The sequence below is a fragment of the Nitrospirales bacterium genome, assembly GCA_031315865.1.
In the GTDB taxonomy this organism is placed as follows: Bacteria; Nitrospirota; Nitrospiria; order Nitrospirales; family UBA8639; genus JAGQKC01.
In genome coordinates, this window is record JALDRJ010000002.1 from 23,328 (window position 1) to 39,371 (window position 16,044).

Annotated in this window: 17 protein-coding genes and 2 tRNA genes; 7 read left to right on the forward strand and 12 right to left on the reverse strand. The window is 51.5% G+C overall.

Translation table 11 applies throughout. The features are described 5' to 3' along the window. The first annotated feature begins 178 nt into the window (after positions 1-178). Together MRJ96_00125 and MRJ96_00130 are read left to right on the forward strand one after the other, a co-directional pair. Positions 179-382, forward strand: a complete 204-nt coding sequence (locus tag MRJ96_00125) for a type II toxin-antitoxin system VapB family antitoxin (protein MDR4499847.1) — start codon at positions 179-181, stop codon at positions 380-382. Further along, on the forward strand, positions 379-777 hold the full coding sequence (locus MRJ96_00130; protein ID MDR4499848.1) for a PIN domain-containing protein: 399 nt from the start codon (positions 379-381) through the stop codon (positions 775-777). The genes MRJ96_00125 and MRJ96_00130 overlap by 4 nt, the downstream gene beginning before the upstream one ends. Before the next feature lie 475 nt (positions 778-1,252). On the opposite strand, the gene MRJ96_00135 is transcribed toward MRJ96_00130, so the two are convergent. The 8 genes from MRJ96_00135 to MRJ96_00170 all read right to left on the reverse strand — a co-directional run bounded on the left by MRJ96_00135 (position 1,253) and on the right by MRJ96_00170 (position 9,636). Next, positions 1,253-1,699 (reverse strand): hypothetical protein, encoded by a 447-nt coding sequence (locus tag MRJ96_00135; protein ID MDR4499849.1) that lies wholly within the window; start codon positions 1,697-1,699, stop codon positions 1,253-1,255. A gap of 163 nt (positions 1,700-1,862) precedes the next feature. Continuing rightward, a tRNA-Ala gene (locus tag MRJ96_00140) sits at positions 1,863-1,938 on the reverse strand. Positions 1,939-2,031: 93 nt separating this feature from the next. Next, positions 2,032-2,673, reverse strand: coding sequence for a phosphoribosylglycinamide formyltransferase (gene purN, locus MRJ96_00145; GenBank protein ID MDR4499850.1), 642 nt, complete (start codon positions 2,671-2,673; stop codon positions 2,032-2,034). A gap of 11 nt (positions 2,674-2,684) precedes the next feature. Beyond that, complete coding sequence (gene purM / locus MRJ96_00150; GenBank protein ID MDR4499851.1) at positions 2,685-3,722, reverse strand: phosphoribosylformylglycinamidine cyclo-ligase; 1,038 nt, start codon at positions 3,720-3,722, stop codon at positions 2,685-2,687. Between the two features lie 89 nt (positions 3,723-3,811). Then, positions 3,812-5,149 carry a 23S rRNA (uracil(1939)-C(5))-methyltransferase RlmD gene (gene rlmD / locus MRJ96_00155; protein ID MDR4499852.1) on the reverse strand — a complete coding sequence of 446 codons (1,338 nt, stop codon included), beginning with the start codon at positions 5,147-5,149 and terminating at the stop codon, positions 3,812-3,814. Positions 5,150-5,180: 31 nt separating this feature from the next. Next, complete coding sequence (locus MRJ96_00160) at positions 5,181-6,557, reverse strand: sigma-54 dependent transcriptional regulator (protein MDR4499853.1); 1,377 nt, start codon at positions 6,555-6,557, stop codon at positions 5,181-5,183. A gap of 89 nt (positions 6,558-6,646) precedes the next feature. Next, positions 6,647-8,959: an ATP-binding protein gene (locus MRJ96_00165; GenBank protein MDR4499854.1), complete on the reverse strand. Its 2,313-nt coding sequence runs from the start codon at positions 8,957-8,959 to the stop codon at positions 6,647-6,649. A 254-nt stretch (positions 8,960-9,213) separates the two neighbouring features. Continuing rightward, positions 9,214-9,636 (reverse strand): DUF1844 domain-containing protein, encoded by a 423-nt coding sequence (locus MRJ96_00170; protein MDR4499855.1) that lies wholly within the window; start codon positions 9,634-9,636, stop codon positions 9,214-9,216. 244 nt (positions 9,637-9,880) lie between these two features. Between MRJ96_00170 and mazG the strand changes: the two genes are divergently transcribed. Both mazG and MRJ96_00180 read left to right on the forward strand, forming a co-directional pair. Continuing rightward, positions 9,881-10,729, forward strand: a complete 849-nt coding sequence (gene mazG, locus MRJ96_00175) for a nucleoside triphosphate pyrophosphohydrolase (GenBank protein MDR4499856.1) — start codon at positions 9,881-9,883, stop codon at positions 10,727-10,729. A gap of 61 nt (positions 10,730-10,790) precedes the next feature. Next, positions 10,791-11,426, forward strand: coding sequence for a hypothetical protein (locus MRJ96_00180; GenBank protein ID MDR4499857.1), 636 nt, complete (start codon positions 10,791-10,793; stop codon positions 11,424-11,426). 113 nt (positions 11,427-11,539) lie between these two features. On the opposite strand, the gene MRJ96_00185 is transcribed toward MRJ96_00180, so the two are convergent. From MRJ96_00185 to ald, 4 genes are all read right to left on the reverse strand, one after another. Beyond that, on the reverse strand, positions 11,540-12,778 hold the full coding sequence (locus tag MRJ96_00185; GenBank protein MDR4499858.1) for a formylglycine-generating enzyme family protein: 1,239 nt from the start codon (positions 12,776-12,778) through the stop codon (positions 11,540-11,542). A gap of 200 nt (positions 12,779-12,978) precedes the next feature. Beyond that, positions 12,979-13,401 carry a hypothetical protein gene (locus MRJ96_00190; GenBank protein ID MDR4499859.1) on the reverse strand — a complete coding sequence of 141 codons (423 nt, stop codon included), beginning with the start codon at positions 13,399-13,401 and terminating at the stop codon, positions 12,979-12,981. A 131-nt stretch (positions 13,402-13,532) separates the two neighbouring features. Next, a tRNA-Pro gene (locus MRJ96_00195) sits at positions 13,533-13,609 on the reverse strand. 24 nt (positions 13,610-13,633) lie between these two features. Continuing rightward, complete coding sequence (gene ald / locus MRJ96_00200; protein ID MDR4499860.1) at positions 13,634-14,743, reverse strand: alanine dehydrogenase; 1,110 nt, start codon at positions 14,741-14,743, stop codon at positions 13,634-13,636. A gap of 130 nt (positions 14,744-14,873) precedes the next feature. Between ald and MRJ96_00205 the strand changes: the two genes are divergently transcribed. From MRJ96_00205 to MRJ96_00215, 3 genes are all read left to right on the forward strand, one after another. Beyond that, positions 14,874-15,218 carry a (2Fe-2S) ferredoxin domain-containing protein gene (locus MRJ96_00205; protein MDR4499861.1) on the forward strand — a complete coding sequence of 115 codons (345 nt, stop codon included), beginning with the start codon at positions 14,874-14,876 and terminating at the stop codon, positions 15,216-15,218. A 79-nt stretch (positions 15,219-15,297) separates the two neighbouring features. Beyond that, the gene (locus MRJ96_00210) at positions 15,298-15,714 is read left to right on the forward strand and encodes a hypothetical protein (GenBank protein ID MDR4499862.1); all 417 of its coding nucleotides are present in this window, start codon (positions 15,298-15,300) and stop codon (positions 15,712-15,714) included. A 62-nt stretch (positions 15,715-15,776) separates the two neighbouring features. Continuing rightward, complete coding sequence (locus MRJ96_00215) at positions 15,777-16,004, forward strand: hypothetical protein (protein MDR4499863.1); 228 nt, start codon at positions 15,777-15,779, stop codon at positions 16,002-16,004. Positions 16,005-16,044 lie beyond the last annotated feature (40 nt).

The following is a 16,044-nucleotide window of genomic DNA, read 5'->3' on the forward strand; positions in this document are numbered from 1 at the left end:
ACGTCTTGAGTCCTGAGTTGATCGAAGGATCGAACGGCTCGTCCTGCGTGTATCGAAGGGTTCATCCTGAGCTCTGAGCTAGCCGAAGAGTCGAAGATTCACCTCACCCCGTACAAGATTGTCGATTGAGCAAATGCTGTGTAAAATAATGTGTAATACTTTGTGTGAAAGGAGACCAATGATGCCAACAAACCTGGCTTTAGACGATAAACTGGTTCAAGAGGTCAAACGTCTAGGAGGTCATTCAACCAAACGCGCTGCTGTCAATGAAGCACTTCGTGAATATGTCACGCGCCGGAAACAGAAAAAAATCCTTGAGATATTCGGTACTCTTGAGTGGGATACTCAATACGATTACAAAGCGGCGAGAAAACGCAAATGACCATCTTGGTGGATACATCGGTCTGGTCACTTGCGCTTCGAAAAGATGGACCTGCCGACCACTTGGCGGTCAAGAAGCTACAGAGTCTGTTGTTAGAGATGCAAGATATTGTCCTCATTGGAATCATTTTGCAAGAAATTCTCCAGGGCTTTCGACAAGAAAACACTTTCACAAAAGTCAGCTCCTATTTGAACGCGTTTCCCCTATTGCCTTTGAACCGAAGTGATTATGTCGCAGCAGCCAAACTTCGGCGTCAGGCAACAGCCAAAGGGCTAACCTTATCGACCCCTGACTGTCAAATCGCTTCAGTGGCCATCAATCACCAATGCCGCCTCCTCACAACTGACAAAGACTTCTCAAATATTGCCAAATGGGCTCTCCTTCAGCTTCTTTAATCCCAATTCAATACCTTCATTCAGAGTATGCCATGAGCTCTGAGCTTATCGAAGGATCGAAGGATGAATCACTTCCTCCTCTAAACTCTTCAAGTCACTAAAGAATCCAATCCAGTTTCCTTCTCCAAAATTCATTCGATTGAATCATCTGAAACGAATAGAAAGGAAGGGGGAGCTAGGTAGGAAATAGATTGGAAAATGCTTAAACCAGCAGGTCCGGGAGAAAACGATTAAAAAATGACTTTGCTTCTACCTGAGTGTTATCGCTTAAAATGTTTTTCTCCTTCGTTCTTTTATGAATTACCCTTGAATAGGTATAATTACGTAAAATAGTGGAGGCCGATGGAGAAATTTCGAACCAACTATTCCAGATATTAGAAGAGTGGAACCTCATTCTCCAAAGCGCTTCAGTCAGCTTAAGCTCTACTTTTTAACATTTACAGCTTACGGAATTTTTTTGGAAAAAATGGAGATGTTACATTCCATCCTTCAAAGTCACTCGGAATCCTTTTCTTGCAAGTAAATTAACCACGTCGCTGCGTACGTCTGTGAAGGCCTGCTTCTCGGAAAGTTCAGGGAATTGGTGAAATACAGCTACAAAATTTCGAGAAGAAAGTTCTTGAAGTATAGTGAAATACATCCAAGAACCTCGAGGTGTCTCAAGATCGGAATTGGTATCGTACCAGGCAAGGATTCGGAGTCCTTTATTAAAGTAATCTAGGAGAATTTCCTTGGGTACTTCAATACGTTCAAAACCGTATTTCTTTGCCAAGGGATCCACTTCATTTAAAGCTTCCTTAATCTGACCAAACCTATCCCCTTCTGCTGCCATAGGTTCGATGATTACTACTTTTTGGATATACCTATCACATCCAAAAAGAGTGAAAACAATGAATAGTGCAGTCAATGCAATTTTCATCATGGATTATTGCTAGGTCAGAATAGCGCAACAGAGGAAGTATAAACGAAAAGCTACAAATTGTAGTGATGAGGAGGGTAAAAGAGAGTCTGGAAGAATCGTTAATATGAATGGGAACGACGAAGAGTTAAGAAGTATTCGTAAAATTTACGTAGAATTATGTAAATGGTGGAGGGCACGGGAGTCGAACCCGCGACCTCAACGTTGCGAACGTTGCGCTCTCCCAACTGAGCTAGCCCCCCACAGTATCGATTTGTCTATGTCGGTAGGTTCGTACGCGGTGATTATACAACAGTCTTTGGTGACATGCCACTCAACATGATTCTTGAAACATATCACGCTCGATGGTTTACGCATTCCGAGATTCGTGTTCGACGGCCTTCGATCCGTACTCGTCCTTCGGCAAAGAGTTGAATGGCCTTTGGGTAGATTCGATGTTCCTGTTCGAGAATCCTTGCCGCCAGAGTTTCTTCTGTATCGTCCTCCTCGATCGGAACCGCTGCCTGTAAGACGATCGGGCCTTCATCCATGCCTTCCGTTACCACATGCACGGTACATCCGCTAACTTTCGTCCCCCAGTCCAACGCTTGCTTCTGCGCATGTAAGCCTGGAAATGCCGGCAATAAAGACGGATGGATATTCATCATCTGGCCTTCGTACGCATCAATTAACACCGGACTCACAATCTTCATGTATCCCGCCAGGATGACAAGCTCGACCCCGTGGGCTTTCAACACGTCGAGTAGAGCTCGATCATAGGCTTCCCGGGGGTTCGCCTGGCCTTTGAATGGTCTGGGGTCGACGAATAGAGATTTGATGCCATGTTTTTGCGCGCGCTGGAGACCAAACGCGTCCGCCTTGTTACTCACGACGACTGCGATACGGGCATCGAGTGTGCCTGCCTCAATCGCATCGATAATAGATTGCAGATTGGAACCACGGCCGGATATCAAGACGCCCAAGACGACCTTCGCCATCGCCGTCCCTCTTAATCCCCGTACCGAACCGGCATATCTGGAGCCGTTCGTTCACGGATCTCACCGATAATCTGTGCTGGTTGACCGAGTTGCTTCATCCGTTCCAACGCATGATCGACATCGCTGGACGGGACAATGACGACCATTCCAATCCCCATGTTAAACACACGAAACATTTCCTCTTGATCGATTTGTCCGGCTTGTTGGATGACTGAAAAAATTTCCGGAACAGACCAGGATTCACGTTGAATGAATATCTCACAATCCTCCGGAAGGACTCGCGGAAGATTTCCTGTCAACCCGCCTCCTGTGATATGCGCCAATCCATGGATCGCGCAATCAGTCAGGAGCCTCCGCACCGGGTTCACGTAAATCCTGGTGGGCTCCAATAACACATCTCCCAATGGACGATTGAGTTCAGGAACGAGCGTTTCACAAGTCCATCCCCTGTTTTCGAACAGCACTCGTCGAGCCAAGGTGAATCCATTGCTGTGGAGTCCCGTGGAACTCAAGCCGATCGCGATATCCCCTCTCGCGATCTTCGAGCCATCGATGATGCATTCACGATCCACGACCCCTACGACGAACCCAGCCAGATCATATTCATGATCGGGATAACAGGACGGCATCTCCGCTGTCTCACCGCCAATGAGCGCACATCCGGCTTCCTGGCATCCTTCGACAATCCCTCGCACGATAGCTTCGGCTTTCGGCACGTCAAGCTTGCCCGTCGCCAAATAGTCCAGAAAAAACAGCGGTTCGGCTCCGCTCACCAACACATCGTTGACGCACATCGCGACGAGATCGATACCAATCGTGTCATGACGATCCATGAGTGCGGCAATTTTGAGTTTGGTCCCGACCCCATCGGTCCCAGAAACCAGAATCGGGTCTCGGTACTGACTCGAAGGAAACCGGAACAAGCCACCAAACCCACCCAATCCACCCACCACTTCCGGTCGGGAAGTTTTTTTCACGAGCGACTTAATACGTCGCACGAACTCGTCGCCCGCCTCAATATCGACTCCAGCTTCACGATAAGTGGTCATGATGAATGCTCAATCGGTTAGATATAAAATGTCCAGGGCTTCATGCTTGTCGAAAACTTGACCGGCAGACGGGTACAGCCATGATTCACTCATTGATGAGGTGGCTGCATTCGCAGCTCTACCAACGTTTCAAGGTGGGCAGTTTGTGGAAACATGTCGAACGGTTGAATGCGAACGATGCCATACCCACTATCTACGAGACGAGAAAGATCCCGCGCTAACGTGGCCATGTCACACGAGATATAAAAAATTCGGTCAGGCTTGATCCTTCCCAGTTCCTGCGTGACGGTCGCGCTAAGCCCGGTCCGTGGAGGATCAAGCAACACGATTTCGTATGCACCTTGTTTGACAGACGTAAGAAACTTCTCCCCTGCTTGCCGCTTAAACGTGCAGCGAGCGACCCGGCTTAAGGCCATGGACTGTTTGGCATCGGCGAGGGCGCAGGGATTGGATTCTACCAGAGTGACAAAAGCCCCATGACGTGCCAGGCTCATCCCAAGCGCACCGGTTCTCGCATAGAGTTCCAGGACGTGCCGGCCTTGTGGATCGCCCAACCAATCCTTGAGCGTTTTTCCGATCGCCTCGTAGACCGGCCAATTTGTCTGCATGAATGATTGAAAACCCACATGCAGGGTCAACTCACCAAACCGCTCCGTTACGTAATCCTGTCCTACGACCAACGGCTCAGTTCGACGCTGCTCAGACTTTGGCCCAGACCGTTGCACCATACAACCGACCACATCGGGAAATCGTCGAAATGGTTCGAGAAAGGCCTGGACTTTCTCCACTTTTTTATACGTCCCATGAAACACGATCAGGACCTCATTCGTGGTGATCGACGAACGAAGCTCGATGTGCTCTACATACATGGGAAGCGCAGAACACGAAACCAGAACGTTCGCAAGCTTTGCCGCAATCTGTTGCAAATGCTCGGGGATCAGCAAACAGGCATGCGCGTCTATGCCCCGGTGCGTGCCAGCCTGGTAGAAACCGAGGTGAAACCCGCTCGCGCCTTTGAAGACCGCAAAGCGAATCGTGCGGCGATAGCCAAATGGCTGAGGAGAAGGCCATACGGATTCAATTTCTGGAATGGCCATCTTCCCGATACGGCCGAGCGCATCACCCAGCATCAATTTTTTCTGCATAAGTTGCGCGTCATACCGGATGTGTTGGAGTTGGCAACCACCACACTGTCCATAGATCGAACAGGGCGCCTCCACACGATCCGGGGACGAAGCGAGAATTTGACGAATTTTTCCATGGTGGACCCCATGCACCTTCGGACCCACGCTGATTCGAAGACGTTCGCCGGGCACACCTCCAGGTACGAAGACGACTTGAGGCCCGATGCGTCCCAAGGCATAACCGCCGGGCACCAGTTTCTCAACAAGCACTTCTGAAGAAGGAGAACGCGACGTGTCAGACACAGACAGGCTCCTCTCCCGAAGAACGTTAGGTTTATGAATTCTCGGAGCGGAGCTCAACATTCAGTAATTTGATTTTTCGGTGAAGATGACTACGTTCAATCTTTAAATCATCGGCAGTTTTGGAGACATTCCAGTTATTCTCGCGTAATTTATTGGCGATTAACTCGCGCTCAAACGCATTCCTGGCCTCTCGCAGCGAGGAGAAGTCTTTCCCAGAGGTCAATGATTGATTGGCCGCACCGGCACGAACTTGCAGGAACAACTCGACATCCGCGGCATCGATCACGGGCCGTGGAACCATGATCAAGAGCCGCTCGATCAGGTTACGGAGCTCGCGAATATTGCCTGGCCAGTCATGCTGACGCAACATCTCTATCGCTTCTTTCGTCAATTCTTTAAATTTCAACCCTTGCTCTTCGGCATGAAGCCTGAGGAAATGTTGCGCGAGCTCGGGAATATCGTTTCTTCGTTCTCGCAGAGTAGGCACCATGATCGGCAGCACATTCAAGCGATAGTACAAGTCTTCCCGGAACGTGCCCTTTTCAATTTCCTCTGCGAGATCTTTATTGGACGCCGCAATCACACGCACCTGCACGTTCAAGAGCTTCGTTCCGCCAACACGCGTGAATTGTTGTTCTTGCAACACTCGCAGGACTTTGGCTTGAGTGGCCATGCTCATATCGCCGATTTCATCCAAAAAAAGCGTTCCCCCATCCGCAAGCTCGAATTTTCCCCGCTTCATCGAGGTCGCGCCACTAAATGCCCCTCGCTCATGACCAAACAACTCGCTTTCGATCAATGTCTCCGGGATTGCGGCACAGTTCACTTCCACAAACGGACGGCTATGGCGGGGGCTATGCAGATGAATCGCACGAGCGACGAGTTCCTTGCCCGTACCGTTGGCTCCCGAGATCAGGACCCGGCTGTTCGTCGGGGCTGCCATCTCGATCAACTCGCGAAGCCGGCTCATGGAGACGGATGACCCAACGAGCTCAAACCGGCGTTCGACTTGTATGCGAAGGTTAAGGTTTTCTTCTTCAAGTTTTCGCTGGTGCAGGGCGTTGCGGACGAGAATCGTGACTTTTTCCAAATCCAGAGGTTTTTCAAGATAATCGTAGGCCCCCAATTTTGTCGCCTTAATCGCCGTCTCGATCGATCCATGCCCGGACATCATGATGACAAGAAGCGCTGGATGCTGTTGGCGTAATCGCTTCAACGTCTCAAGCCCGTCCAGCTCTGGCATCCAAATATCCAAAATGATCAAGTCAGGAGGATCGCTTCGCACAAACTTTAAGACTTCTGTCCCACTCTTGGCGACAGAAATCTGGTACCCTTCATCCTCCAGGATGCTGCTCAGTGTGTTCAGAATGGCTGGCTCGTCATCGACAATACAGATACTTTCGGCCACGACATCCTCTCCTTAGAATATGGATCTATCTGTTCTTTCACACGCATGAGCCATCGCAACGACCACGCTCGTCTTTAACTTTCACGTATTTAGATCGGTAAGTCAAAGGTGAAAATCGCACCCTGAGGTTCGTGATTTTCCGCCCGGATGGAACCGTTATGATCAGTGATGATGCGATGGACGATCGCCAGCCCCAATCCTGTCCCGGTTCGCTTTCTGGAAAAGTACGGAACGAACAGCCGTTCCTGATCTTCCGGTTGAATGCCAGTGCCTTCATCAGCCACCCGCACGATAACACGATGACGGCGGCGATCGCACTCGGTCGATACCCAGATCCTCCCATGACTGTTCATTGCTTGTACCGCATTATCGAATAAATTGACGAACACCCGGCGCAGTTGCTCGGCATCGCAACTGACCTCAGGAACCGAGTCATCCAGATTCACGATCATTTCAACCTTACGATGAGCCCCTGCGTACAGCGACACCACTTTCTGAATAATCTCGCCCAAGGACTCCCGGGTCATATGGGGAGCGGGCATACGGGCAAACTTGGAAAACTCGTCAACCATGCGCTTCAAACTCGTGACCTCGCCAACAATGACATTCGTCGATTGATCGAAGATTTCTTCGAAGTCAGACGATTTCTCGAAAAACTTTTTCCGTAACCGTTGCGCCGACAGTTGAATCGGCGTGAGAGGATTCTTGATCTCATGCGCGATCCGCTGCGCGACTTCCTGCCACGCTGCCGTCTTTTGCGCTTTGATCAGCTCCGTTCTATCCTCGAACACAAACACAAATCCCAGATCATTGCCCGCGTCATTGCGCATGCGTGACACGTTCAATCCAATGGTCAGCAAAAGCCCATGGGCTTCCATTTGACCTGCCGATGAGAGGCTTTCCCGGTCATCCAACAACATTTGATCGTAGGCCGTCTGAAAAAGCGTCAAGTTGAACTCTTTAAAGGCCTCGGTGACATGCCGGCCACGAAATTGCTCGCTGCTGATCCCTAAAATTCGTTCAGCCGAGTGATTAAAGGTCGTGATCGTCCCATCTGCTGCGATGGAGAGCACGCCGGAGGCGATGGTCTCGACCACGGTCTCGGTGTAGGCACGACGCTGATCTATCTCGGCATTCGATTGCACCAGAGAATAGTTGGCTTCTTCCAATCGGGATTTGCTCTGCCGTAAATCCGCGGTCATGCGATTGAACGATTCCACTAAGGTTCCGATTTCATCCGTGGCCTTGACGTCAATTCGTACATCCAGGTCCCCTTTGGCCACCGCTTCGGTACCTTCAGCCAATCGTTGAATGGGAACCGTAATGCCGCGCGCCACATAAAACCCAAACCACGTCGCGCCGAAAAGAATCAACACCGTGACCACCGCCACGAATAAATAGGCGCCGACTTTTATCGGCGCTTTCATCTCTTTAATCTGCCGATAATCATGAAATTGCTTTTCAATGACATCCATTTTGACCAGTAAGGACTCAGGCACATACACCGAGACCACGACCACTCCCTTCACTTTATCCGTATTGCCATACGACAAGATGGGAGTTGCCGCCCGCACCAACCGACCAATGGTCGCTTCCTGGACTGAATTCAACTCCTCACGGGTATCCAACACCTGTAATACCAGCTGTCCGACAGGCAGACTCAACACCGCGTCCGTAAGGTCAGGATGGACGACCCGCGCCAAGGTTTCCATCCTTGGAGAAAACACTTCGACACCGGCCAGGTTATATTCCGTTCGTTTTCGCCCCATGGCCGAAATAAGCAGCTCCCGATGTTCAGGACTGAGAATATCTTCGCGGAAGATTTCCTTGCTGATCGCCCGCGCGCTATTGACAGCCAGGGCGATGCGATCTTCATGGTAGAGCTTGGCAAGCTCCTCCGAATCGTTCAGGACCTGCATAATCTGGTCATTAAACCAGACTTCAATGACCTCGCTGATGACGCCGCTTGCGACCGTGGCCAACATAACCGTTGGAATCAGCGCAAAGCCAATGAATGCCGCGATCAACTTAGCACGAAACCCTGAGCCGAGGAGCCGGTGCCGTTTTTCAAAATAGGCCCGAATCAAATTCCTGGACAACAACAAGGTCAGAACCACGAGGCCGACGCTATCCAGGTACACCAGAAACATCACGACCGCATAGCTTGGATTCGGGAGGATCGAATCAGGTTTCGTGACAACGGTAATCCCGTATCTGGCGTAATAGGCGGTGAGGGCCAAGCAGGGAATCAGAAGGAGCAGGACGATCCAGACAGGCCGGAAATGACGAGCTTTTTGTTGACTGTCCATCTCGGCATCGGCTTCACGCCGATGAGGCGCAGACGCGAGCGAACGACGGGGAAATTTTCGTTGTGAAGACGGATTGTCGAAGATGAGATTCATAGTCTGTTGTTCATCATAACTATGGGATGGTTATGCACGAGGGCTTGGGGGCCGAATCTCGGCATGGGCCAACAATGCGTTTCGTTGATACTCTCGGTCTGTAGACACCATAACAGACTTTCAGTGCCCACAAAACAGTCATCAGGCGAGGTGGAATCACGGCCATGCTCCAACGCACGAGTGATGGCCCTCCGCTCCGTTCACGCGAACGAACGGACACCGAGGCACAAAACAGGAGTATCTGTCACACGACTCTAGGAAGATGAAGACTGTGGCGTTGAAGATGTGAGCGCAACGTATTTCATTCGAAGGGTATAGAGCATGTCTCCGATAACCGACGATTCATCGGAGGACAGATTCCCCTTGGTCTTCTCTTGCAGCATGGAGAGAATATCGATTATTTCCTTGGCTTGCGGAAGGTTGATAGGAATAGATGGCTGCTGAGGGTCCAGCGATTCCCCCATGAGCATCAACGAGGATGTGCCCAGGGAAAAGACGAAGGAAGAAAACGTGACGGGAAGACTGTGCTCGGCAGGATCAGACTCCTGGCCTGACATGGATGGTTGAGCGGCCGTCTCTGACGGAGGAGGTTCAGGTGTCGGAGTGGGGTCCGGTTCCGGTTCTGTTCGGCCACGACGATCCCGTACGACAAAACCCTGTCCTTCTTCTTCGCTCATACTTGTCCCTCCTTTGATTAACCTCGCAAACCGTAACATTTCTGGATGTCCTGTCGCAAGAAACGGCGTGATTGCGCGCCGCCAAGAAACCGGTATAATACCCGTCCGATACAAGCCTTGATAAGGGGATAGCGGATATGATGAGGGTTCACGGTCAAGACTCAACAGACACCATCAGGAACTATGATGTTGTTGTGATGGTGACTTCTTCTTCCGGGCACAGAGCAAGGCCCTGTGTATTCCAATGAGCGCGGCCATCTCGGAGCTGATCGCGATTATGGCTCGCTTGCGGTCCCCTGACGGCTGCCCGTGGGACCGCCAGCAAACCCATGAAAGCCTGAAACCCTATTTATTGGAAGAAACCTATGAAACGTTAGAGGCGATCGATAACCATGACGCCTCTGCCTTAAAGGAAGAACTCGGTGATGTGCTCTTACAAGTCCTCTTCCATGCACAAATCGCGGAAGAACGCTCGGCATTCACCTTCGAAGATATCGCCATGGCCTTAAGCCAGAAGCTTATTCGCCGGCACCCTCACGTGTTCAATCCTGAACAGGATACCGACATCAAAACCGCTCATGATGTGTCACAAAAATGGGAAACGATTAAACGCAAGGAACGACCGAAAAACTCAATCCCTACTTCGGCCTTGGACGGCATCCCGAAGACCGCCCCCGCCCTCCAACGGGCCTATCAGGTACAGAAACGCGCATCCAAAAACGGCTTTGACTGGACAAGCGCCCAACCAGTCTTGAACAAATTATCCGAAGAATGTAAAGAATTACAGCAGGCCGTCGCTCAACTGATTCCGCAGCCAAACGATTCCGGCTCACATGAAGCGCTGACACACAGATCCGCCCGGGTCGAAGACGAGTTTGGCGATGTCTTGTTTTCATTCGTGAACATGGCTCGCTTTTTAAAAGTGAATCCGGAGGAATCATTGCGAAAAGCGACGAATCGGTTTATGACACGATTTCAGCATGTTGAACATCAAGTTCGAGCCTCGCATCGGACGATCGGGCAGTGCACAGAAGAAGAACTCGATCACTATTGGGAAGAAGCCAAATCGATCGAAAAACAACACACGCCGTGAATGAGCGCACCGTGCCATCATACATGGGACGCCAAACGGGGACGTCTGGGAAACTCTCATAATGGACGATCAGGACAAGAACTCCCAACAAGGAAAACGTGTCGGACTGCATCCGGCCCTCGTCTTATTCGGAGTCATCGTCGGACTCTGGCTCTTTATCACGTTGATCATTCCAAAGGACAAAAACACGAAGCAACACCAGGCAGGCATGCCCTCTCAGCCTGTTCAACCACTTCCAGGCAATGCTTTCACAAATGATGTCGTTCCAGTGTTTACGACCAGCGCGACGATCCCGGACCTCAATGTCGTCAATCTAGTCGTCCCATCAGCGACGACAGACAGTCAAATTGGTGCCCTTCTCCACCATCTCAAGGCTGCCCGCCAGAACAATACCTTGATCGATTTGATTCCAGCGACCACCCCGGGAGATGACCTCGGGAATTTTGCCATTGCCGACATATATGTCTTTTCTGAAGAAAAACACGGCATCGCCCAAACCACGCAAGTGCTGAGCCGTGGAGCCCATGCACCCAGTACAATTTATGGAGAGAGCATTCCCTATGAAGTCGCGATGGAGCAGGTACGCGGACACTATTCCATCAACCTTCACGACCGCACGAATCCAGACACGGGTACGCTTGGATTTGGGGAAGAAGAAACCGGGGTTTATTCGAAGCGGTACCAGAAGATTTTTTAAGATCTTCTGGGTATCACATCGCAGGCAGGCCAGAAGTTCGGTTGTTGCGCTCTTTGATTGACCAAGCCAAAGCGAGAGTTAGCCTAGGCGCCCGGACGGCATTCTTCTGATGTTCACCGTGCACACTTGGTCTCCGACTGTGGACAAACGTCTTGAACACAGCGAAACCCGACAGTGCCGGCCCGATCCATTGGGCGAAGCCTGTAGCGATTAGCGGACCGAGCGTTGATTGGTTCATTGTCCCAGGACCCGCCTCGGATCACCAGGTTCCTGTGTGCCGCCGGCTCCCCGGGATTGGCTTGTGGACTCTTCACATCATGCTCATTATCGTACCAATCGACGGTCCACTCCCAAACATTTCCGATCATGTCATACAGCCCCCAGGGATTCGCGGCCGTCACGCCCACCGGAGCCGTTCGTTCAAACCCATCGTTATAATTCGCTAGACTATTCTTAAAAAGACCTCTGGCTGATTGATCCGCAATATTGGCCACCCGTCTTGCTCCGGCATACCCATTGCCCCACCAATTCCGCGTCTCTGTCCCGGCCCTCGCCGCATATTCCCATTCGGCTTCCGTCGGCAACCGCTGACCATAATGATCACAATAGGCTTTCGCGTCATCCCAGGACACTAAAACCACTGGGTGGTTTTCTCGATTCGAGGCAAAGACGCTTGCTTTTCCCTCAGGTTTTCTCCACGAAGCGCCTTTCACGGGTTTCCAGCCCTCACCCTCGACAAACGCGTACGACTCACCCTCCCGTTCCGCGGTCGTCGTGTATCCCTTTTCCGTGACGAATTGCTGAAAGAGACGATTAGTCACCTCATGGGTGTCGATGTAAAAGGTCTTGAGCGACACTCGATGACGTGGCATTTCACCTTTGAACCATCCCCGGCATCGCTCTTCGCTGAAATCATAGCCCATACATTCTTTCACCACTGACTCCACCTCTTCCGAGGTACTTCCCATCCAAAAAGCTCCCTCAGGAATCAACACTATTGGAGCCCCATCGTTGCCGGTGTATGTGAAAGCCCCATGCTGCCGTTTCCCAAGTTCCAACACTTCTTGACCGGCGCCACCGGCAGCCATCAGCCACTTCACCCCGTGACCGGGAAAATACACGACAACCCGATCGTGGACTTGGACTTTTGGGACGAGCTCACCTTGGATGAGTTCTAAGATGGCATCATGGGTAGCCACTTCATTGACGAGAGGAGGCAGCACCTGAAAGCTTCGGCTGGTCCCACCCGCAAAACTCGCCGTAGAGACCCAAAAGACACCAAGCACGACAGCCCACAATAGGCACAGCCATGGCGGAACCTGAATTGTTTTTGTCAGGAATCTCTGACTCATACTCTCCCCATAACCTCAAACTGTAAAATGTGGTCTATTGTACCGGCCGTGGCCTATTTGTCTAGAGCGTGGAGAGAGAAAAGGTAAGACTCTCGTGTGGTGTACACAGAGAGGATTTTTAACGAAGAGGGAACCGGGGGCGTTTCGAAGCGGGATCAGAAGACTTTCTAAGACATGAGGCCCATGACAAGGACGGGAGCTTACAGCCCAACTTTTTCATGTATCTCTCGCCGAATTCGCTCTTTGTGCTCTTGCATCCAGTTTTCAAGCTGTGGCGCGAGGTGCGCTAACTCGTCTCGAAATGGCCCGATCATCACATCACGACGATCGGAGAACAGGCCATCCCGGTTGCCAATCTCCAGCTTCTGATCGGCAATCTCTCGGGCAATGATCTGATTCACCCGCAACTGCTGTCCCACACTCCCGCCACTCACGGCCAGGACTTTGCCTTTACAGTATTCCAGTTCTTCTTCAATATAGACCTTGACCCGCACGCCTTGAGGAGTGGCCCAATGCGGACGTTCAACGGAATAGTCGAAGGAAAAGGCTGTCTCTCTGGGTTCGCGATAGGGGCCCATCACATTAAGCACGGTGTACGCTTCAGAAGTGGCTTCGTCACTCATCCTTTGACTCCATCTCGTCCGGACAGACGGTTTCAAGAGAACAATTCGTCTAGATTTTGCTCTGTAGTCTCAACACCAAGGATTGAATGGGTTCTGTCCTGCTGTACTACTGGGCATACTGGCGAGAATACTGGTCGGGGCGAGAGGATTTGAACCTCCGACCCCCGCGTCCCGAACGCGGTGCGCTACCGGTCTGCGCTACGCCCCGATATCTGCTATACACTCGAGTCAATTAGAGAGCGGAGAGAGGTTCAAACGGCATCCCATGGGATTCAGCGACAGCCTGACAGGTCACCTTCCCACGATACACGTTCACGCCACGAGCAAGCCCCTGATCGCTCTTTAGTGACTCCTTGATTCCATATTTGACCAGTCGGACTATAAAAGGAAGTGTCGCGTTGGTCAAGGCCACCGTGGAAGTCCGTGGAACAATCCCTGGAATATTTGGGACGGCATAATGCACGACGTGACCGACAACATAGACCGGATCTGAATGGGTCGTCGGATGAGTCGTTTCAGAGCACCCCCCTTGATCGACGGCCACATCGACGAACACGGCCCCTCGCTTCATATTCTCAACGAGGTCACGAGTAATAAGCCGGGGCGCGCGAGCGCCGGGAATCATCACGGCTCCAATAACGAGATCAGCTTCTTCGATAGACTCCTCCACCACATGGGGCCTTGAAACTAATGTTGTGACTCGACTTGCATACAGATCATCCAAATGGCGTAATTGTCCAACATCAATGCTCAACACCGTCACCCGGGCCCCCATCCCTACCGCAATCTTGGTCGCCGACGCTCCCACGACTCCGGACCCGAGTACGACGACATGCCCGGGCGTGACACCCGGGATACCACCAAGAAGGACCCCCCTCCCGCCTTGATGACGCTCGAGGAAATGGGCACCGATTTGAACCGACATTCTCCCCGCGATTTCGCTCATGGGCCTTAACATGGACAGTTCGCCGGGCGTGGTCTCGGTGGTTTCATAGGCAATAGCCGTGCAACCGGAGGCCATCAAGGCCTCGGTTAACGATTTGGAGGCGGCTAAATGCAGGTAGGTAAAGAGCGTATGATGCGCTTGGATGAAGGGATATTCTTGCGGCTGAGGCTCTTTGACTTTGAGGATAAGCTCCGCCTCCTGGAACACCTTCTGACTGGATTCTACGATGCGGGCTCCGGCTGATTCATACTCATGGTCCAAGAATCCGCTTCCTTGCCCCGCCTCTTGTTCTACGAGAACTTCCGCACCTAACTCGACGAGGTGGCGCACGGCACTTGGCGTCAGCGCCACTCGAAATTCATGGTCCTTTACTTCCTTGGGAACACCAATCACCATACCGCATCCTCCTCATTCACAAGGGCAAGCCATGACCCGGCTTGCTGGACACCTACTTGAATCCTCATGTAATATCGCTTCCTGTTCACGATCATGTTTCAGGTCTGTTCAGCATTTCCTCGTCGAAAACATGGGTGCGTTCAAACATCATATCTTCATCTGTATTAATCAACGTCCGAAGGGAGATCCCCGAGGTTGTTGCGCTGATACGGGTTCCGTTCAACTGCATGCCTTTTTTAAGAAAGAGGTTGAACGCATGGGGTTGAAGGGGATCGTTCGAGCGAATAAAGCCGGGTGTCTGGATCATTGTGAATATGGCCCGAGCGTGGTGATCTATCCCGAGGGCATCTGGTACTGGGTCGGGACCGAGGCCGATGTCACCGAAATCATGGAGCGCCATATCGGGAAGGGAGAAATCGTGGAACGCCTCCTCATGCCTGGACAGGATGCCCCCAAACAGCTCATCAATCCCTGATTGTCCATGTCTTGATTGTTCCTGTAACCCCGACACGCGATCTCCGGATACCACCCTTAGGATAAAAAGCGAGGCCCCTATGTCAATGGAAGCCAAATGGAAAGCCAATCAGGACCGAGCCGCTTTTCTCAAAACATTTCCAGGCCTTCTGCGTTCATGGGAACAAACGGTGGGGCAGACGGTTGAATCTGCCAACTCCCTGTCATCCGAGAAAGGACTTTCCGTCTTGATCTTTTCTAATGCATCGTTCGCTTTGGCTCCACCCGTTTCTCTTGAACCCCGCGCCATTAAAGCCGGACTGACAAGCGAACGTCAATTGTTGGAATCTCGGCATCCCCAGGCGTTCGCTGAATTCGACCGCCTCTCGCACCTGGACCAGCAAGCCGGTCGACAAGCGCGACTGGAGAATATTCTCGGAGCGATTCGCAACAATCTCGAGGATATTCCTGAACTCAAAAGTCATATTCGATCACTCGTGCAGACCTGGGACTCGTAGGGACAATATATATGAACATGCTCGAACTCTTCTCCCAGGGTTTATTCGAAGGAGTCAATCCCATGATGGTAACCAGAGACCACCTTGTTCGTCACCCCGACCGTTGCACTCACAATGCCGTCTGTATTCCCGTCTGCCCGACTGGTGCATGGCTTTCGACTCCACCATTCAAGTTTGATTCGTCTCGTTGTTTGGAATCCTGCCGGCTGTGTCTCGATGCCTGCCCGACACAGGCGATCTATGCGGTCTTTAAAAAAGGCGAAAAAGTGATTTACCCGCCAGAAAAGTAGAAGAGCACTCGCAGAAGTCACTCACATAAACGTCTCACAC